This is a genomic window from Rhodococcus sp. PvR044, assembly GCF_040548995.1.
Classification (GTDB): domain Bacteria; phylum Actinomycetota; class Actinomycetes; order Mycobacteriales; family Mycobacteriaceae; genus Rhodococcus_G; species Rhodococcus_G oryzae.
This window is the reverse complement of record NZ_JBEPSX010000006.1, coordinates 1-14,479: the sequence shown is the minus strand read 5'-3', so window position 1 is coordinate 14,479 and position 14,479 is coordinate 1. Positions and strand designations below refer to the sequence as shown.

The window sequence follows — 14,479 nt, the reverse complement described above, 5'->3', positions numbered from 1 at the left end:
GCCGCACTGGGCTCACGCCTGCCCCTGGCGCGGGAACTCTGTTGTTCCCCTCGCGGTATCTCTCGCTAGTCCGCGCTGCCACTTCCTCGTACCTCGACGCCTGATCCCGGACGCCCCTGTGGGGCGTCACGGCGGTCGGTCTCGCGCCGTTTGACCTGGTCAGCGCTCGCCCACGCCGTGTAGGTCTGTCCCCCGCCGGGGACGAAGCGCAAGGAATTCGCGTGTCCATCACCAGTTTGTCGTCTGCGGCCGTCCTCACCCGGCCGATCACCCGTACCCCCACCCGCGCCCAGATCGTGCCGCCGGAACTGCGCGTCGCGGACGCCCCCGCCGCGGCCGTGTTCCGGGTGGCCTGCGCCCGCGGGCCGATCGCCCGCGACATCGCGGCGAAGATCACCGGCCTGTCCACCGCCACGGTGAACCGCCAGGTCTCGGCGCTGCTCGCCGAGGGCCTGCTGCGTGAGCGCGCGGATCTCACCGCGTCGGGAGCGGTGGGTCGACCCCGGGTGCCGTTCGAGGTCAACCACGAGCCCTATCTCACCATCGGTATCCATATCGGTGCGGTGGTGACCGGGATCGTCGCCAGTGACCTCCGGGGAAAGATCCTCGGCTCCGTCGAGGTTCCGACACCGGCAGGCCCACAAGACCGGGCGCTCTCCCAAATCTCTCGCAGTGCAAAGCTGTTCGCCTCCAGATGGCATCGACGCCGGCCCCTGTGGGTCGGGGTGGCGCTCGGCGGCCGGGTGGACGCGACCACGGGCCGGGTCGACCACCCACGGCTCGGCTGGCTGGGCGCCCCCGTCGGCGCGATCATCGGCGAAGGGTTGGGGCTGCCGGTGTCGGTCGCCGCGCACGTCGAGGCGATGGCGGCGTCGGAGCTGCTGCTCGCCCCTCAGCGCCCCGGTGACAGCGGAACGGACGGGACCAGCCTCTACTTCTACGCCCGCGAGACGGCCGGAGTCGCCGTCACCATCGACGGCCGGGTGCACACGCCCTCGTCCGGCCCCGGCTCGATCGTGCACCTGTCCACCGGTTCCTCGGCGCTGTGCGCCTGCGGTGCCCGCGGCTGCCTCGAGGCCACGGTCAGCGACCGCGCCACCATCGCCGCAGCCAAGGAGGCCGGCATCCTCACCGAGACCGATGAACGGCCCGCCATCGCTGCCGTCTACCGGGCGGCGGCCGCGGGTTCCATTCCGGCGCACGAACTCCTGGTCGAGCGCGCCCGGGTGCTCGGCCGCACCGTCGCGATGCTGCGTGACCTGTTCAACCCGGACCGGGTGATCCTCGGCGGTCAGGCATTCACCGAGTACCCCGCCGGAATCCCGCACGTCGCCGAGGCGTTCGCGCGCACGTCGAGCCTGGCCCGCAAGGACATCCGGATCACCGGCTTCGGCAACCGCGTCCAGGAGTTCGCGGCAGGCGTGGTCTCGCTCAGCACCCTCTACTCAGATCCACTCACCTCCATTCGAAGGGTTGTCTCCCAGTGAGCTCCTCAGTCAACCGGTCGATCGTCGATCGTCGTACCTTCTTCCGCGGCGCGGGTCTGACCGCCGCCGCCATCTTCGGGACCGGGCTGCTGGGGGCCTGCTCCTCCGCGGTCGACGAGCAGCGGGCGGGGGCGGCCACGGGCGCGTCCGGCACACCGGTGCGCGGTGGCACCCTCAAGACGGGCATCACCGCGGACGTGATCCCGGCGACGTTCCTGACCAACACCAGCGGCGCCACCACCGTGATCGGGCTGGCGTACGACACCCTCGTCCGTTATCCGCACGACAACGTGGAGCCGCAACCTCGGCTGGCGAAGTCGTGGCAGCTCGCCGCCGACGGGCTGTCGCTGACCCTGGAGCTGCGCGACGACGTCACCTTCCACAGCGGTCGCCCGTTCACCTCGAAGGACGCGGAGTTCTCCCTCCGCACCTACGCGGACCCCAAGTGGACCGCTCAGCTGCGCAGCACCGCGGCCGCGATCACGGCGTTCGACACCAGCGACCCGCACCGCCTGGTGCTGACGCTGGCGCATCCGCTCGGGAACGTCTTCGACCTGCTCGACACCGTGCCGATCCTCGACAGCGAGTCCATCGACAAGCTCGCCACCGGTGACGCCTTCATCGGCACCGGGCCGTTCAAGTTGGTCTCGCGCACGCCAAACAGCGCGCTGGTGTTCGAGCGCAACGAGCACTACTGGATCCCGGACCGGCCCTTCCTGGACCGGGTGGAGGTCTCGGTGATCCCCGACTCGCAGGCGCTGCTCAGCTCGCTCAAGTCCGGCCAGGTCGCGGTTGCGGGTGGGCTGAACTATCGCGACACCGAAACCCTCGGCGAGACAGCGGGATTCCAGGCGGTGTCGCTGGAGGGGGCCGAGCTGCAGGTGTACGTGGGTGCGAACGTCACCCACCCGGCGCTCGCCGATGTCCGGGTGCGGCAGGCGATCGCGTACGCGATCGATCGGGACCGGGTGATCTCGGAGGTGTTCCGCGGCTCCGGCTACCCGGTGAACCTGCCGTGGCCCAAGAGCTCGCCCGCCTACGACGAGTCGAGGAACACGACCTTCACCCGGGACGCGACCAAGGCGCGGGCCATCCTGGCCGGGTCGGGGATCGCGGTCCCGACCCTGCCCCTGACCTACCAGGCCGGGAATCCCTTCTACGAGGCGACCGCGCAGATCGTGCAGGCGAACCTCGCCGAGATCGGCATCCCGGTCGAGCTCGATCCGCAGGAGGGCGCGACCTTCATCAAGGCGCTGATCGGCGGCACCATTCCGGCCCTGTGGGTGACGTTCCATTCGTGGGCCCAGTACGTTCCGTCCACGCTCACCGTCAGTGCATACCCGTTCAACGCGCTCAAGAACTCCTCGCACTACGAGAGCCCGGCCTATGTCGACGCCGCGGGAGCGGCGTGGCGGGTCGCGGACGGCACCGGCGCGGAGGCGAAGGACAGGTACCGGGCGGTGAGCGACCAACTGCTCGACGGGCTGTTCCTGGTGGAGATCGGCGTGGTGCTCAACCAACTCGCCACGGCGCAGAGGGTGCAGGGCATCGACTGGACCAAACGCTCCGAGATCGTCTACACGGACACCTATCTGGCCTGACGGCCCCGACCGAGAGGAGCCCGCATCATGGTGCGATACCTCGCGCGCCGGCTGCCGTCGGCCGTGGCTGTGCTGCTGCTGGCCTCACTGCTGATCTTCTTCGTGCTTCGGCTGGTCCCCGGCGATCCGGCGAGCAGCCTGGCCGGTCCGGATGCCTCCGCGGAATCCATTGCCGCGATCAGACATTCGCTCGGATTGGACCGGTCGATCCCGGCCCAGTACGTGTCCTGGATCGGCTCGGTGTTGACCTTCGACCTGGGCAGGTCGTATGTGATCGGCGGTCAGATCTCCGATCTGGTCCTCTCCGGTCTGGTCAACACCGTCGTGCTCGCCGTGACCGCGCTGGTGCTCGCGGTGCTGGTCAGCCTGATCCTCAGCGTCACGGCCGTTGTCTGGCCGAAGCGGTGGCTGACCGGCGCTGTCGCCGGGTTCAACACCCTCGCCGTGGCGCTGCCGCCCTTCGTCAGCGGCGTGCTGCTGGTCCTGGTGTTCGCGGTGCTCTTTCCGGTGCTCCCCTCGGGTGGGGTTCCCCCGCAGGGGTTCTGGGTCAGGCCCGACATCTCGGCGCAGTACCTGCTGCTGCCCGCCGTGTGCCTGGCCCTGCCGGTGGCCGCCGCCCTGACCCGATTCCTCACCGAGTCGCTGCGCACCGAGCTGAGTCAGCCGTACGTGCTGACCGCACGGGCGCTCGGCGTCTCGCGGTGGAATCTCGTCACCCGCAGCGCACTGCGCAATGCACTCCCCACCATGGTGACCGCGCTGGGTCTGCAGACCGGGCAGCTGCTCGGTGGTGCGGTGCTGGTCGAGGCGATCTTCGCCTGGCCCGGCATCGGGCAGCTCATCGAACAGGGCATCAGCCGCCGCGACTACCCGGTGGTCCAGGTGCTGCTGCTGCTCTCGGTCTCGGTGTTCGTGCTCGTTCAGCTGGTCACCGACGTCGTGCATGCCTACCTGGATCCGCGGATCCGGATCGGGGGAACCTCATGAGCGTCACCCCCATCGAGGACCCGGCGGTCGCCGACCGGTCCCTTCCCGAGCCGGCGCCCGCGCGCAGGCACCCGGCGTGGGCCGCGCTGACCCATGGGCAGGGCCTGCTCGGCCTGGTGCTGGTGGTCGCGGTGGCGGCGGCGGGACTGCTGGCCCAGTGGATCGCACCCTTCGGGCCGAACGAGCAGATCGGCGGGGCGAACCTCCTCGGCCCCGGCGCCGAGCACTGGTTCGGCACCGATCAGGTGAATCGGGATGTCTACTCCCGGGTGCTGCACGGCATCCGGATCAACCTCGAGATCATCGTGATCGCGGTGCCGATCGGGGCGCTGGTCGGCGCGCTGCTGGGGCTGGCGTCGAGCCTGCACCCGGTGACGGACGTGATCGCCCAGCGCGCCTTCGACGTGGTGCTCGCGTTTCCCGCGCTGATTCTGGCGATCGCGCTCGCCGCGATCGTGGGACCCGGCGCGGTGACGGTGATCGCAGTGATCGTGGTCGTCGAGATCCCGATCTTCGGGCGGATGATCCGCACCCAGGTGCTGCGGATCCGGGAGTTGCCGTACGTCGAGTCGGCGGAGGTCATCGGGGCCGGTCGGTGGTGGGTGCTACGCACCCACGTGCTGCCGAACGCGCTGGAGCCGCTGGCCGTGCAGTTGGCGCTGTCCATGTCGGTGGCGGTGTTCGTGGAGTCCGCGATGAGCTTCGTCGGTATCGGCGTCCGGCCACCCGAACCCTCGCTCGGGTCGATCATCGCCGACTCTGTGCCCAATCTCGATGCCAACCCGGCCTTTGCCATCGGCCCGCTGGTGGTGGTGGCGGCGCTGGTGCTCGGATTCCTGCTCATCGCCCAGGCGCTCGGATCCGCGCGTCGGGCCTGACACGCCATGACATCTCAGGAGTAGACGATGACCCAGACAGACCCGATCCTCGAAATCGAGGACCTGAGCATCCGTTTCGGCGCGACCGGTGACCCGGTGGTGGACGGGCTGAACCTGACCGTCGGCCGCGGTGAGATCCTCGCGCTGGTCGGTGAATCCGGTTCCGGAAAGTCGATGACCGCGAAGGCGGTGCTCGGGCTGCTGCCCGACAACGCCGAGGCGAGCGGGTCGATCCGGCTCGGCGGCGCCCAGGTGGTCGGGGCAGGGGAGGGCACGCTCGCCCGGCTGCGCGGGACCAGGGCGGCCATGGTGTTCCAGGAACCGCAGACCGCGCTGAACCCGGTGCAGAAGGTGGGCTGGCAGATCGCGCAGGCCCTGCGGGCGCACGGAAAGGTCGGCCGGGCGGAGGCCAGGGCGCGGGCCGTCGAACTGCTTCGCCTGGTGGAGATCCCGGATCCGGAACGGCGGGTTGACTGGTATCCGCACCAGCTGTCCGGCGGTCAGAAGCAGCGGGTCGTGATCGCCCTGGCGCTGTCCGGGGACCCGGACCTCCTGATCGCGGACGAGCCGACGACCGCGCTGGACGTGACGGTGCAGGCGGAGATCCTCGCCCTGCTGCGCGGCTTGCGGACAGAGCGGGGTGCGGCGATCCTGCTCATCACCCACAACATGGGGGTGGTCGCCGACATCGCGGACCGGGTGGCGGTGATGCGCCGCGGCGAGCTGGTCGAGGAGAGCGGTGTGCACGAGCTGTTCTCGGCGCCGCGGGAGAAGTACACGACGCAGCTGCTCGCGGCGGTGCCGCGGCTCGGGGACAACGCGGGCCCGGTCGGCCCGGTGCCCGCCGAGCCGGTCCTGGTGGTGCGCGACCTGGATGTGGTGTACCCGGCGAGGCTGGGCAACAAGGAGTTCCACGCGCTGCGCGGTGTGGGGTTCGAGGTCGGCGCGGGTGAGGTGCTTGGCCTGGTCGGCGAGTCGGGCTCTGGCAAGACGACCCTGGGGCGCGCGGCGCTGGGCGTGGTGCGGGCGACCTCGGGGTCGGTCGTGTTCGACGGGACGGATCTCGGCACGGTGTCCCGCAGGGACCTCCGTGGCCTGCGAAAGGGGGTGGCGCTGGTGCACCAGGACCCGGCGGCATCGCTGGACCCACGCCGGAGCATCGGGGACTCGGTCGCGGAGCCGCTGGTCGTGCATCGAGCGGCGTCCGGCGCCTTGCTACGCGCCCGGGTGGGCGATCTGCTCGAGGCGGTGCGACTGCCGCGCTCGTTTGCGGAGCGGCGGCCTGCCGAGCTGTCCGGCGGGCAGCGGCAGCGGGTGGCGTTAGCGAGGGCCCTGGTGCTGGCGCCGCGGCTGCTGGTCGCTGACGAGCCGACCAGTGCCCTCGACGTGTCCGTGCAGTCGGAGATTCTCGACCTCTTCGCGGACCTGCGCGAGGAGTTCCGGTTCGCCTGCCTGTTCATCAGTCACGACCTCGCCGTCGTGAACCGGGTGGCGGACAGAGTTGCCGTGCTCCGTGGTGGTGAACTGGTCGAGATCGGCTCCACCGCAAGCGTGTTCGGCGATCCCCAGCAGGACTACACCCGCGGGCTGCTCGGCGCGGTGCCGGTGCCGGACCCGGTGGAGCAGCGTCGCCGCCGGGAAGACCGGGTGGCGTCCGGCCCGCGGCCGGTGCAGGCGTTGTCGGCGGCCAGCTGAGTCGCGCGATCGCCGGTCACCGGGCGCACGGTGGCGCGTCGGTGGCCTCCGGCGCGGCGCCGCGCCGGTCCGCCTCGGCCCTGGCGCGCGCCAGCCCGCCGTGCTCCAGCGCCGCCACGGCCGACTCGCCGGACCAGACCGTCCGGTGCCCCCGCCGGACCGTCACCGACATCCGCGCACCCAGGTGTTCCAGCGCGCCGGGGACGTTGCGCCGCTCGGCCGGCAGCGGCACCGGTAGGACGTGGGCGTCGCCGATCGCCCCGTGACCCTCGATGTCCACGCTCCAGCGTGGGCTCCGGCCGCGGAGCGTCCAGTGCTCGTCGGTCACCTGGGCCCGGACGGGGGAGACCACCGGATCGCCGAGGCGCAGCACCCGTCCGTCCGGCAGTCGCACGACGATCAGGGTGATCTCGGTGCGCAGCGCTCCGGCGTGGACCACGGCGCCGCCGAACGCCACGCACGCTGCCGGGTCGGCGAAGCCCTGAGCCTGGCCCCACCACCAGGAATCGGGGAATCCACCTCGGCCCCAGTTCTTCTCGGCGTACACCTGGCCCCCGGTGAGGTCCCAGTTCTCGCCGCCGAGCACCGCGGTTCCCTCGGCGCGCCCGCCGAGCAGCCAGGGGTGCCAATACTGGTTGAGCGCCGGGATCGTCTGGAGGACACCCGAACCGCCGAATGCGCGTCGCGGCCAGGGCATCGGATGTGTGATCCGCACGTCGAGCCTGGCGTCGGGACCGAGGTCCACCCGCAGCCGGTCGGGTTCGCCGCGGAACGACTCCCCGGCGACTACCCCGAGCCGATGGGGGTCGGCGGCCGCGACCGGATGCGCGGCGGTCCGCAGGAAACCGCTCGGATGCGCGGCCAGGCCCAGGGTGGCCCAGCTGCCGTCGGCTGCCCGGTTGATCCCGCACAGTGCGATCACGACCCGGCCCGACTCCGGCTGGGTGAACCGCCAGAAGTAACCCTCCATGGCGACGCCGTGGGCGGCCAGGGGATCACCGAAAGGCAGGTCGGCCCCGGTGGCGCGGTAGGCGTCGAGCAAGCGCGACATCGCCCAACGGTAGCCGGGACCGACCCGATCAATGGGCGGGTTGCGGCTCAGAAGCCGGAGTCGCCCACGACGGCGTGCGACTGGGTGACCTGTGAGACGAGCCTGCCGTCGTCGTCGGTGAGGTCGATCGAGACCAGGATCGTCTTGCGGCCGACGTGCAACGGGCGGGCCGCGGCGGTCACGATGCCGCGGCGTACCTGGCGCGCGTAGACCGCGTTCGAGGCCGTCGTGACCCGCGCGGCGCCCGACGGGATGTTGAGGAACGCGGACACGGCGCCGACGCTGTCCGCGAGGGTGGTCAGTGCCCCGCCGTGCATGATGTGGTCCGCGGTGGTGAGGTCCTCGCTCCACGCCAGTCGGCCGACGACCTCGCCAGGGGTCGCCGAGACCAGCTCGATTCCCGACTTCACCGCGAACGGCATGGTTGCCAGCAGCTCGTCAAGCTCCATGGCTCGATGCTAGACCCGCCGTCCACCGTCGAGGTGGCGATACGGTGATGCCGTGAGCACCCTCGAGGAGCGTCTCGACCCCTGGATAGCCCCGCATCCGGCTACCTCCGCCCTGCTCGTGGTCGACACGCAACGCGACTTCGTCGACGGCGGATCGAGCCCGATCCCCGGCACCACGCAGGTGTTGCCCGCGATTGCGCGCCTGCTCGAGGCGTACCGGGCCGCGGGGCGCCCGATCGTGCACATCGTCCGGCTCTACGCGGGCGACGACGTCGACCTCGTGCGGCGGTCCGCGATCGCCGCGGGCGCGCAGACGGCGAGACCGGGCACCGTCGGGTCGCAGATCGTCCCCGAGTTCGGCACCCCGGACCTCGACCCGGACCTGCTCCTGGGCGGCGGGCTGCAGCAGGTCACGCCGACCGAGGTCGTGCTGTTCAAGCCGCGCTGGAGCGCGTTCCACCGGACGGAGCTCGAGTCGCACCTGCGCGAGTGCGGCATCGACACCGTGGTGGTGGCGGGCTGCAACTACCCGAACTGCCCGCGGGCCACCATCGTCGACGCGAGCGAACGCGACCTCCGGGTGCTCATCGCGGCCGACGCGATCTCGGGCGTCGACGACCGCCACCTCGAGGAGGCCGGGCGGATCGGCGCGGTGCACGCCACGGCGGCGGAGATCGTCGCGGCGCTGGGCTGAGGTCGATCAGCGGCTCGCCTGCGACGCGGCGGCGGTGGCGCCGAGGTCGGCCAGCGTGAGCGGATGCGCGGGCGGGCCGTCGAGGATCACGGAGCTGTCGACGTTGAGCTCCGCATCGACGTGCAGCAGTTCGCCGGACGCGAGCGGCCGCCACGCGGGGTTATCGTCCATCCGCTCGCTGGCCACCACCACCGCGGGTGCCGAGGCCAGTTCACCCGACCGGACCCGGACGGTGCCGGCCAGGCTGGCGTGCTCGAGGTGGCGGCCGGTGTCCGGCGCGCGGCTGAGCACCAGCAGCTGGTGGGTGTCGGGGTAGCGCAGCGCCCACAGCTCCGTCGGGGTGGTCAGCACGATGTTGACGGCGAAGATCGGCAGGTGCTCGGCGACCCAGTGGGCGGCCTCGGTGATGCCTGCGGTGACGTCGCCGCCGTGGCCGTCGATGTGCTTGGTGATCAGCGCGAAGAAGCGCTCGGAGTCGGTCTCACCGGCTACCGCCGATCGGTACGGTCCGAGCTCCTCGTCCAACCGGGCCAGGTCCTCGATCACGCCGTTGTGCGCGAAGATGCGCCCACTCATGCTGAACGGGTGGGTGTTGACCATCGCGAGCCCGCCGGTGGAGGCGTGCCGGATGTGGGCGACGAAGGTCTCGGATCTGCGTTCCCTCGCCTCCGTCGCGAAGCTCACGTCCGCGTAGGCGGGCAGCGGCTGCTTCTCGACGAGGGGTTCGCCGTCGGCGGTGAAGGTGCCGAGGCCGGTGCCGTCGGGATCGCGTCGGCTCTGCACGGCCAGACTGTCCGCGGCATCGAGCAGCCAGAACGTGGCCGTGACCCGTGACGGTGCGCTGGTCATCCCGAACAAGCGGCACATGAACTGAGTATGCGCTTCGCACCTGTGAGCGAATTTCACCCCGACCGGGGTGAAATTCACTCACAGGCGCCGGGGGCGCAGAATGGCCGGCATGGCTATCCGGGAAACCGTCAGCGTCGACGGCACGTCCATCGTCTACCGCGTCGAGGGCGACGCCGCCGCGCGTCCGCTGGTGCTGTTGCACGGCTGGGCGCAGTCGCTGCGGTGCTGGGGCGACGGCGTGCTCGACGCGCTGTCCGCCAAGTACCGCGTGATCGCCGTCGACCTGCGCGGTCACGGCTACTCCGGCGCGCCGGCCGAGGGATACGACGACCCGAAGATCTGGGCGTCTGACGTCGAGGCGGTGCTTGCCGCCGAGCGCATCGAGTCCGGCGCGGTGCTGCTGGGCTGGTCCTACGGCGGCCTGGTGATCTGCGACTACCTCGCCGAGTTCGGTGCGGCCGGGGTGGACGCGATCGTGCTGGTCGGCGCCATCACCAGCATCGGGCCCGGGCAGAAGGGCGGCCGCGTCGGATCGTCGATGCGCGCGGCCATCCCGGCCGCGATGTCCGAGGATCCGCGCGAGTCGATCCGCGCGCTCGGCAGCTTCGGCACCGCCCTGACCGGCCCGGCCGAGGGCAAGGGCGTCGCCTCGCAGGCGCTGTTCGGGGCCAGCCTGTCGACGCCGCCTCGGGTGCGCGCGGCGCTGTTCAACCGCGCGGTCGGGCACGACGAATTGCTCGCGGGCCTCACCGTCCCCGCGCTGATCCTGCACGGCACCGCGGACACCGTTGTCGACGTCTCCGCCGCCAGGCATGCGGCCGGGCTGATCCCGGCGGCCACCGCGTCGTACTGGGAAGGCTGCGACCACGGCCCGTTCGTCGAGGACCCGCAACGCTTCGTCGCCGAGGTCAGCGAGTTCGTCGACGGGCTGTGACGCGGCAAGGGGGCGCGACCGAGGGCGCTGACGGCCGGGTCGCCGCCGACGTCCTCAGGTCGGCTTCGCCCCGCGTGATCGCCACAGGGCAAGATGGAGCCGTGACCCCAGCGCAGAACCACCGGTTGCGGAGGGTGGCCGTTCTCTCGGTCCACACCTCTCCATTGGCGCAGCCGGGGACCGGTGACGCGGGCGGCATGAATGTGTACGTGCTCCAGACCGCGCTGCAGCTCGCCCGCCGCGGGGTGGAGGTGGAGATCTTCACCAGGGCCACCTCCTCGTCGGACGCGCCGGTCGTCGAGGCCGCGCCGGGGGTGCTGGTCCGCAACGTCGTCGCGGGCCCGTTCGAGGGTCTCGACAAGCACGACTTGCCCACCCAGCTGTGCGCGTTCGCGGCCGGGGTGCTGCGCGAGGAGGCGCACCACGAGCCGGGGCACTACGACCTGGTGCACTCGCACTACTGGCTCTCCGGCCAGGTCGGCTGGCTGGCCCGCGACCGCTGGGGCGTCCCGCTGGTGCACACCGCGCACACCCTCGCCGCGGTCAAGAACGCCGCCCTGGCGGAGGGGGACGTCCCGGAGCCGGCCGCGCGCCAGATCGGCGAGCAGCAGGTGGTGGCCGAGGCCGATCGCCTGATCACCAACACCGCCGACGAATCCAAGCAGCTGATCGACATCTACGGCGCGGACGCAGGCAGGATCGACGTGGTGGCCCCCGGCGCGGACCTGTCCAGGTACCGGCCGGGTGATCGCGCGGCGGCGCGGGCCGAGCTGGGGCTGAATCCGAACGAGCTGATCGTGACCTTCGTCGGCAGGATCCAGCCGCTCAAGGCGCCGGACGTGCTGCTGCGCGCCGCGGCCGCCCTGATCGAGCGCGAGCCGGCGCTGCCGCTGCGGATCGTGGTCGTCGGCGGGCCATCGGGCACCGGGCTGGACCGGCCCGATTCGCTGATCGACCTGGCCGCCTCGCTTGGCATCACCGCCAGGGTCACCTTCCTGCCGCCGCAGCCGCCCGATCGGCTCGCACAGGTGTACCGCGCGGCGGATCTGGTTGCGGTGCCGAGTTATTCGGAGTCCTTCGGACTGGTCGCGATCGAGGCGCAGGCCTGCGGGACACCGGTCGTCGCGGCCGATGTCGGGGGACTGGGGGTCGCCGTGCGGTCCGGAGAGACCGGGCTGTTGGTGCCCGGTCACCGCACCGACGACTGGGCCGATGCGCTGCACTCGCTGCTCGCCGATCCCGGCCGGCTGGCCGAGATGGCGCGCCGCGCGCCGCTGCACGCGGAGGACTTTTCCTGGGAGCACACCGCCGACGGCCTGCTCGAGAGCTACAAGCGGGCGAACGCCAGCTACCGCAGGCAGCCCGAACACGCGCCGCGCCGCGGCAGGGGATTGTGGAAGCTGCGCCGAATGGGGGGAGTGCGAGCGTGACCGACATCGCGAAGCTGATCGACGCCGAACTGGCCGAGCGGGAGCTCGAGTACACCCGCAAGGGCGAGGGCCAGTTCGTCGTGGAGTTGCCCGGCGAGCGCAAGCTCAAGACCACCTGCCTGCTGACCGTCGGCGCGCACGGCGTCCGGGTGGAGGCCTTCGTCTGCCGCAAGCCCGACGAGAACTTCGAGGGTGTCTACCGGTTCCTGCTCCGTCGCAACCGCCGGCTGTACGGGGTGAGCTACACGATCGACAAGATCGGCGACATCTACCTGCTCGGACAGATCTCCACCCACGCCGTCACCGGGTCGGAACTGGACCGGGTGCTCGGTCAGGTGCTCGAGGCCGCGGACGGCGACTTCAACACCCTGCTCGAGCTCGGTTTCGCCACATCGATTCGGCGGGAGTGGGACTGGCGGGTCTCGCGCGGTGAGTCGCTCGTGAACCTGCAGCCGTTTGTGCACCTGATGTCCGCTGACCAGGTCAGGGCTGCCAAAGCTGACTGAGGCGGGGCGCCGCGGTTCGGGGTAGGGTTTCGGCGATCCTGTGACGGCTGTCACAGGTGATTTAACTGTTTCCATCTGTAACAGTTACCTGGTTCGTTCACCCTGTCGCCGCACCACTCGAGGAGAGGCCCCCGTGAGCTTCAAGAGCCCCTATCCCGACGTCGAGATCCCGAACCTGAGCGTCTACGACTTCCTTTTCGGTCAGGTCTCGGACGCCGACCTGGACCGACCCGCGCTCATCGACGGCGGCTCGGGCGCGGAGACCACCTACCGCGCGCTCATCGGTCAGGTCGACGCCGTCGCGGGCGCGCTGGCGGCGCGCGGTCTGGCCGTCGGCGACGTCGCCGCGCTGCACTCGCCGAACGTCCCGGCGTTCGCGTCCGTGTTGCACGGCATCCTGCGTGCGGGCGGCACGGCCACCACGATCAACGCCCTCTACAACGCCGAGGACATCGCCAAGCAGCTCACCGACTCCAAGGCGACCTTCCTCTTCACCGTGTCGCCGCTGCTGCCTCAGGCGCGGGCGGCCGCCGAGCAGGTCGGCATCCCCGCCGACCGGGTGATCGTGCTCGACGGCGCCGAGGGGCACCCGTCGCTGCGGGACCTGCTCACCCAGGGCGCCCCGGCCCCCGAGGTCAGCTTCGACCCGGCCACCCACCTCGCGGTGTTGCCGTACTCGTCGGGCACCACCGGCCGCCCCAAGGGCGTGATGCTGACCCACCGGAACCTGGTGGCGAACGTCTGCCAGATCCACCCGCGGATGGGCATCAGCGCCGACGACCGGATCCTGGCAGTGCTGCCCTTCTTCCACATCTACGGGCTCACCGTGCTGCTCAACGCGGCGCTGTTCGAGCGTGCCACGCTGGTCACGATGCCGAAGTTCGACCTCGTCGAGTTCCTGCGCAACGCCTCCGAGCGCAAGTGCACCTACATCTTCGTGGCGCCGCCGGTGGCGGTCGCGCTGGCCAAGCACCCGCTCGTCGACCAGTACGACCTCTCCTCCGTGCACACCATCTTCTCCGGTGCGGCGCCGCTCGACGAGGAGCTGGGCAAGGCGGTGGCGAACCGGCTGAACTGCCGCGTCCGCCAGGGCTACGGCATGAGCGAGCTGAGCCCCGTCAGCCACGCGATCGCGCTCGAGGACGACCACGTCCCGCTCAGCTCGGTAGGCAAGCCGATCGCCAACACCGAGAACAAGCTCGTCGACCCGGCCACCGGAGAGGAGGTCGAGCTCCCGACGACGGGCGTCAGCGCGCCGGGCGAGCTGTGGGTCAAGGGCCCGAACGTGATGGTCGGCTACCTCGGCAACGACGCCGCGACCGCCGAGACCCTCGACGCGGACGGCTACCTGCACACCGGTGACATCGCCACCGTCGATGCGGAGGGCGTCGTGTACATCGTCGACCGGCTCAAGGAGCTGATCAAGTACAAGGGCTACCAGGTGCCGCCCGCCGAGCTGGAGGCGCTGCTGCTCACCCACCCGCAGATCGCCGACGCGGCGGTGATCGGCGTGCTCGACGACGAGGGCGAGGAGGTCCCGAAGGCATTCGTCGTCCGTCAGCCCGATGCCGAGCTCGCCGGCGACGAGGTCATCGCGTTCGTCGCCGAGCGGGTCTCGCCCCACAAGAAGGTCCGGATCGTGGAGTTCATCGACGCGGTGCCGAAGTCGGCGGCGGGCAAGATCCTCCGCAAGGACCTTCGTGCGAGCGAAGCGACGCGGGGTTAGGCGCAGCGCGAGCCTGGCGTCGGGAGGTCAGGGACTCACATCGTCGCGGGGGGGGGGGGGGGGGGGGGGGGGGGGGGGCGCCGGCCGCCGCGGGGGGGGGGGGGGGGGGGCAGCCCCCGCGGGGACTCAGTCGACCTCGCGGGCCGCGGCCCCAGCCGAGACCCGCCAGCGGGACCCGCGAGACGGAACCTC

The 14,479-nt window shown here is 71.1% G+C and carries 13 protein-coding genes; 10 read left to right on the top strand and 3 right to left on the bottom strand.

Going from position 1 to position 14,479, the window contains the following annotated elements; all coding sequences use genetic code 11:
- Positions 1–227 precede the first annotated feature (227 nt).
- The 5 genes from ABIC28_RS15175 to ABIC28_RS15155 are packed head-to-tail and all read left to right on the top strand — an operon-like array spanning position 228 to position 6,648.
- Positions 228–1,487 (top strand): ROK family transcriptional regulator, encoded by a 1,260-nt coding sequence (locus ABIC28_RS15175; RefSeq protein ID WP_179800449.1) that lies wholly within the window; start codon positions 228–230, stop codon positions 1,485–1,487.
- Entirely contained in the window at positions 1,484–3,088 is a 1,605-nt protein-coding gene (locus ABIC28_RS15170; protein WP_269588557.1) for an ABC transporter substrate-binding protein, read from the top strand. The genes ABIC28_RS15175 and ABIC28_RS15170 overlap by 4 nt, the downstream gene beginning before the upstream one ends.
- 27 nt (positions 3,089–3,115) lie before the next feature.
- Complete coding sequence (locus ABIC28_RS15165; protein ID WP_097210240.1) at positions 3,116–4,075, top strand: ABC transporter permease; 960 nt, start codon at positions 3,116–3,118, stop codon at positions 4,073–4,075.
- Positions 4,072–4,953: an ABC transporter permease gene (locus tag ABIC28_RS15160; RefSeq protein ID WP_097210241.1), complete on the top strand. Its 882-nt coding sequence runs from the start codon at positions 4,072–4,074 to the stop codon at positions 4,951–4,953. The genes ABIC28_RS15165 and ABIC28_RS15160 overlap by 4 nt, the downstream gene beginning before the upstream one ends.
- A 27-nt stretch (positions 4,954–4,980) precedes the next feature.
- Positions 4,981–6,648, top strand: a complete 1,668-nt coding sequence (locus tag ABIC28_RS15155; protein WP_354579632.1) for a dipeptide ABC transporter ATP-binding protein — start codon at positions 4,981–4,983, stop codon at positions 6,646–6,648.
- Between the two features lie 16 nt (positions 6,649–6,664).
- On the opposite strand, the gene ABIC28_RS15150 is transcribed toward ABIC28_RS15155, so the two are convergent.
- Both ABIC28_RS15150 and ABIC28_RS15145 read right to left on the bottom strand, forming a co-directional pair.
- Complete coding sequence (locus ABIC28_RS15150) at positions 6,665–7,699, bottom strand: tocopherol cyclase family protein (RefSeq protein ID WP_209928599.1); 1,035 nt, start codon at positions 7,697–7,699, stop codon at positions 6,665–6,667.
- Positions 7,700–7,746: 47 nt separating this feature from the next.
- Entirely contained in the window at positions 7,747–8,148 is a 402-nt protein-coding gene (locus ABIC28_RS15145) for a PaaI family thioesterase (RefSeq protein ID WP_097210244.1), read from the bottom strand.
- 52 nt (positions 8,149–8,200) lie between these two features.
- On the opposite strand from ABIC28_RS15145, the gene ABIC28_RS15140 reads away from it, so the two are divergent.
- The gene (locus ABIC28_RS15140; RefSeq protein ID WP_097210245.1) at positions 8,201–8,842 is read left to right on the top strand and encodes a cysteine hydrolase family protein; all 642 of its coding nucleotides are present in this window, start codon (positions 8,201–8,203) and stop codon (positions 8,840–8,842) included.
- Between the two features lie 6 nt (positions 8,843–8,848).
- On the opposite strand, the gene ABIC28_RS15135 is transcribed toward ABIC28_RS15140, so the two are convergent.
- Positions 8,849–9,709 carry a class II glutamine amidotransferase gene (locus ABIC28_RS15135; protein WP_354579629.1) on the bottom strand — a complete coding sequence of 287 codons (861 nt, stop codon included), beginning with the start codon at positions 9,707–9,709 and terminating at the stop codon, positions 8,849–8,851.
- A gap of 91 nt (positions 9,710–9,800) precedes the next feature.
- Between ABIC28_RS15135 and ABIC28_RS15130 the strand changes: the two genes are divergently transcribed.
- The 4 genes from ABIC28_RS15130 (at position 9,801) to ABIC28_RS15115 (ending at position 14,287) form a co-directional block, all read left to right on the top strand.
- Positions 9,801–10,625 (top strand): alpha/beta fold hydrolase, encoded by an 825-nt coding sequence (locus ABIC28_RS15130; RefSeq protein WP_354579627.1) that lies wholly within the window; start codon positions 9,801–9,803, stop codon positions 10,623–10,625.
- A gap of 101 nt (positions 10,626–10,726) precedes the next feature.
- Positions 10,727–12,055, top strand: a complete 1,329-nt coding sequence (mshA, locus tag ABIC28_RS15125; protein ID WP_097210247.1) for a D-inositol-3-phosphate glycosyltransferase — start codon at positions 10,727–10,729, stop codon at positions 12,053–12,055.
- Positions 12,052–12,561 carry a type III secretion system chaperone family protein gene (locus ABIC28_RS15120; protein WP_097210248.1) on the top strand — a complete coding sequence of 170 codons (510 nt, stop codon included), beginning with the start codon at positions 12,052–12,054 and terminating at the stop codon, positions 12,559–12,561. Before mshA ends, ABIC28_RS15120 begins: the two co-directional genes overlap by 4 nt.
- Before the next feature lie 133 nt (positions 12,562–12,694).
- Positions 12,695–14,287 carry an AMP-binding protein gene (locus tag ABIC28_RS15115; RefSeq protein ID WP_209928604.1) on the top strand — a complete coding sequence of 531 codons (1,593 nt, stop codon included), beginning with the start codon at positions 12,695–12,697 and terminating at the stop codon, positions 14,285–14,287.
- Positions 14,288–14,479 lie beyond the last annotated feature (192 nt).

Bases quoted from the DNA above. Each gene is read 5' to 3' on its own strand.
- ABIC28_RS15165 (WP_097210240.1), top strand. From the start codon at position 3,116: ATGGTGCGATACCTCGCGCGCCGGCTGCCGTCGGCCGTGGCTGTGCTG.
- ABIC28_RS15160 (WP_097210241.1), top strand. From the start codon at position 4,072: ATGAGCGTCACCCCCATCGAGGACCCGGCGGTCGCCGACCGGTCCCTT.
- ABIC28_RS15155 (WP_354579632.1), top strand. From the start codon at position 4,981: ATGACCCAGACAGACCCGATCCTCGAAATCGAGGACCTGAGCATCCGT.
- ABIC28_RS15150 (WP_209928599.1), bottom strand. From the start codon at position 7,699: ATGTCGCGCTTGCTCGACGCCTACCGCGCCACCGGGGCCGACCTGCCT.
- ABIC28_RS15145 (WP_097210244.1), bottom strand. From the start codon at position 8,148: ATGGAGCTTGACGAGCTGCTGGCAACCATGCCGTTCGCGGTGAAGTCG.
- ABIC28_RS15135 (WP_354579629.1), bottom strand. From the start codon at position 9,709: ATGTGCCGCTTGTTCGGGATGACCAGCGCACCGTCACGGGTCACGGCC.
- ABIC28_RS15130 (WP_354579627.1), top strand. From the start codon at position 9,801: ATGGCTATCCGGGAAACCGTCAGCGTCGACGGCACGTCCATCGTCTAC.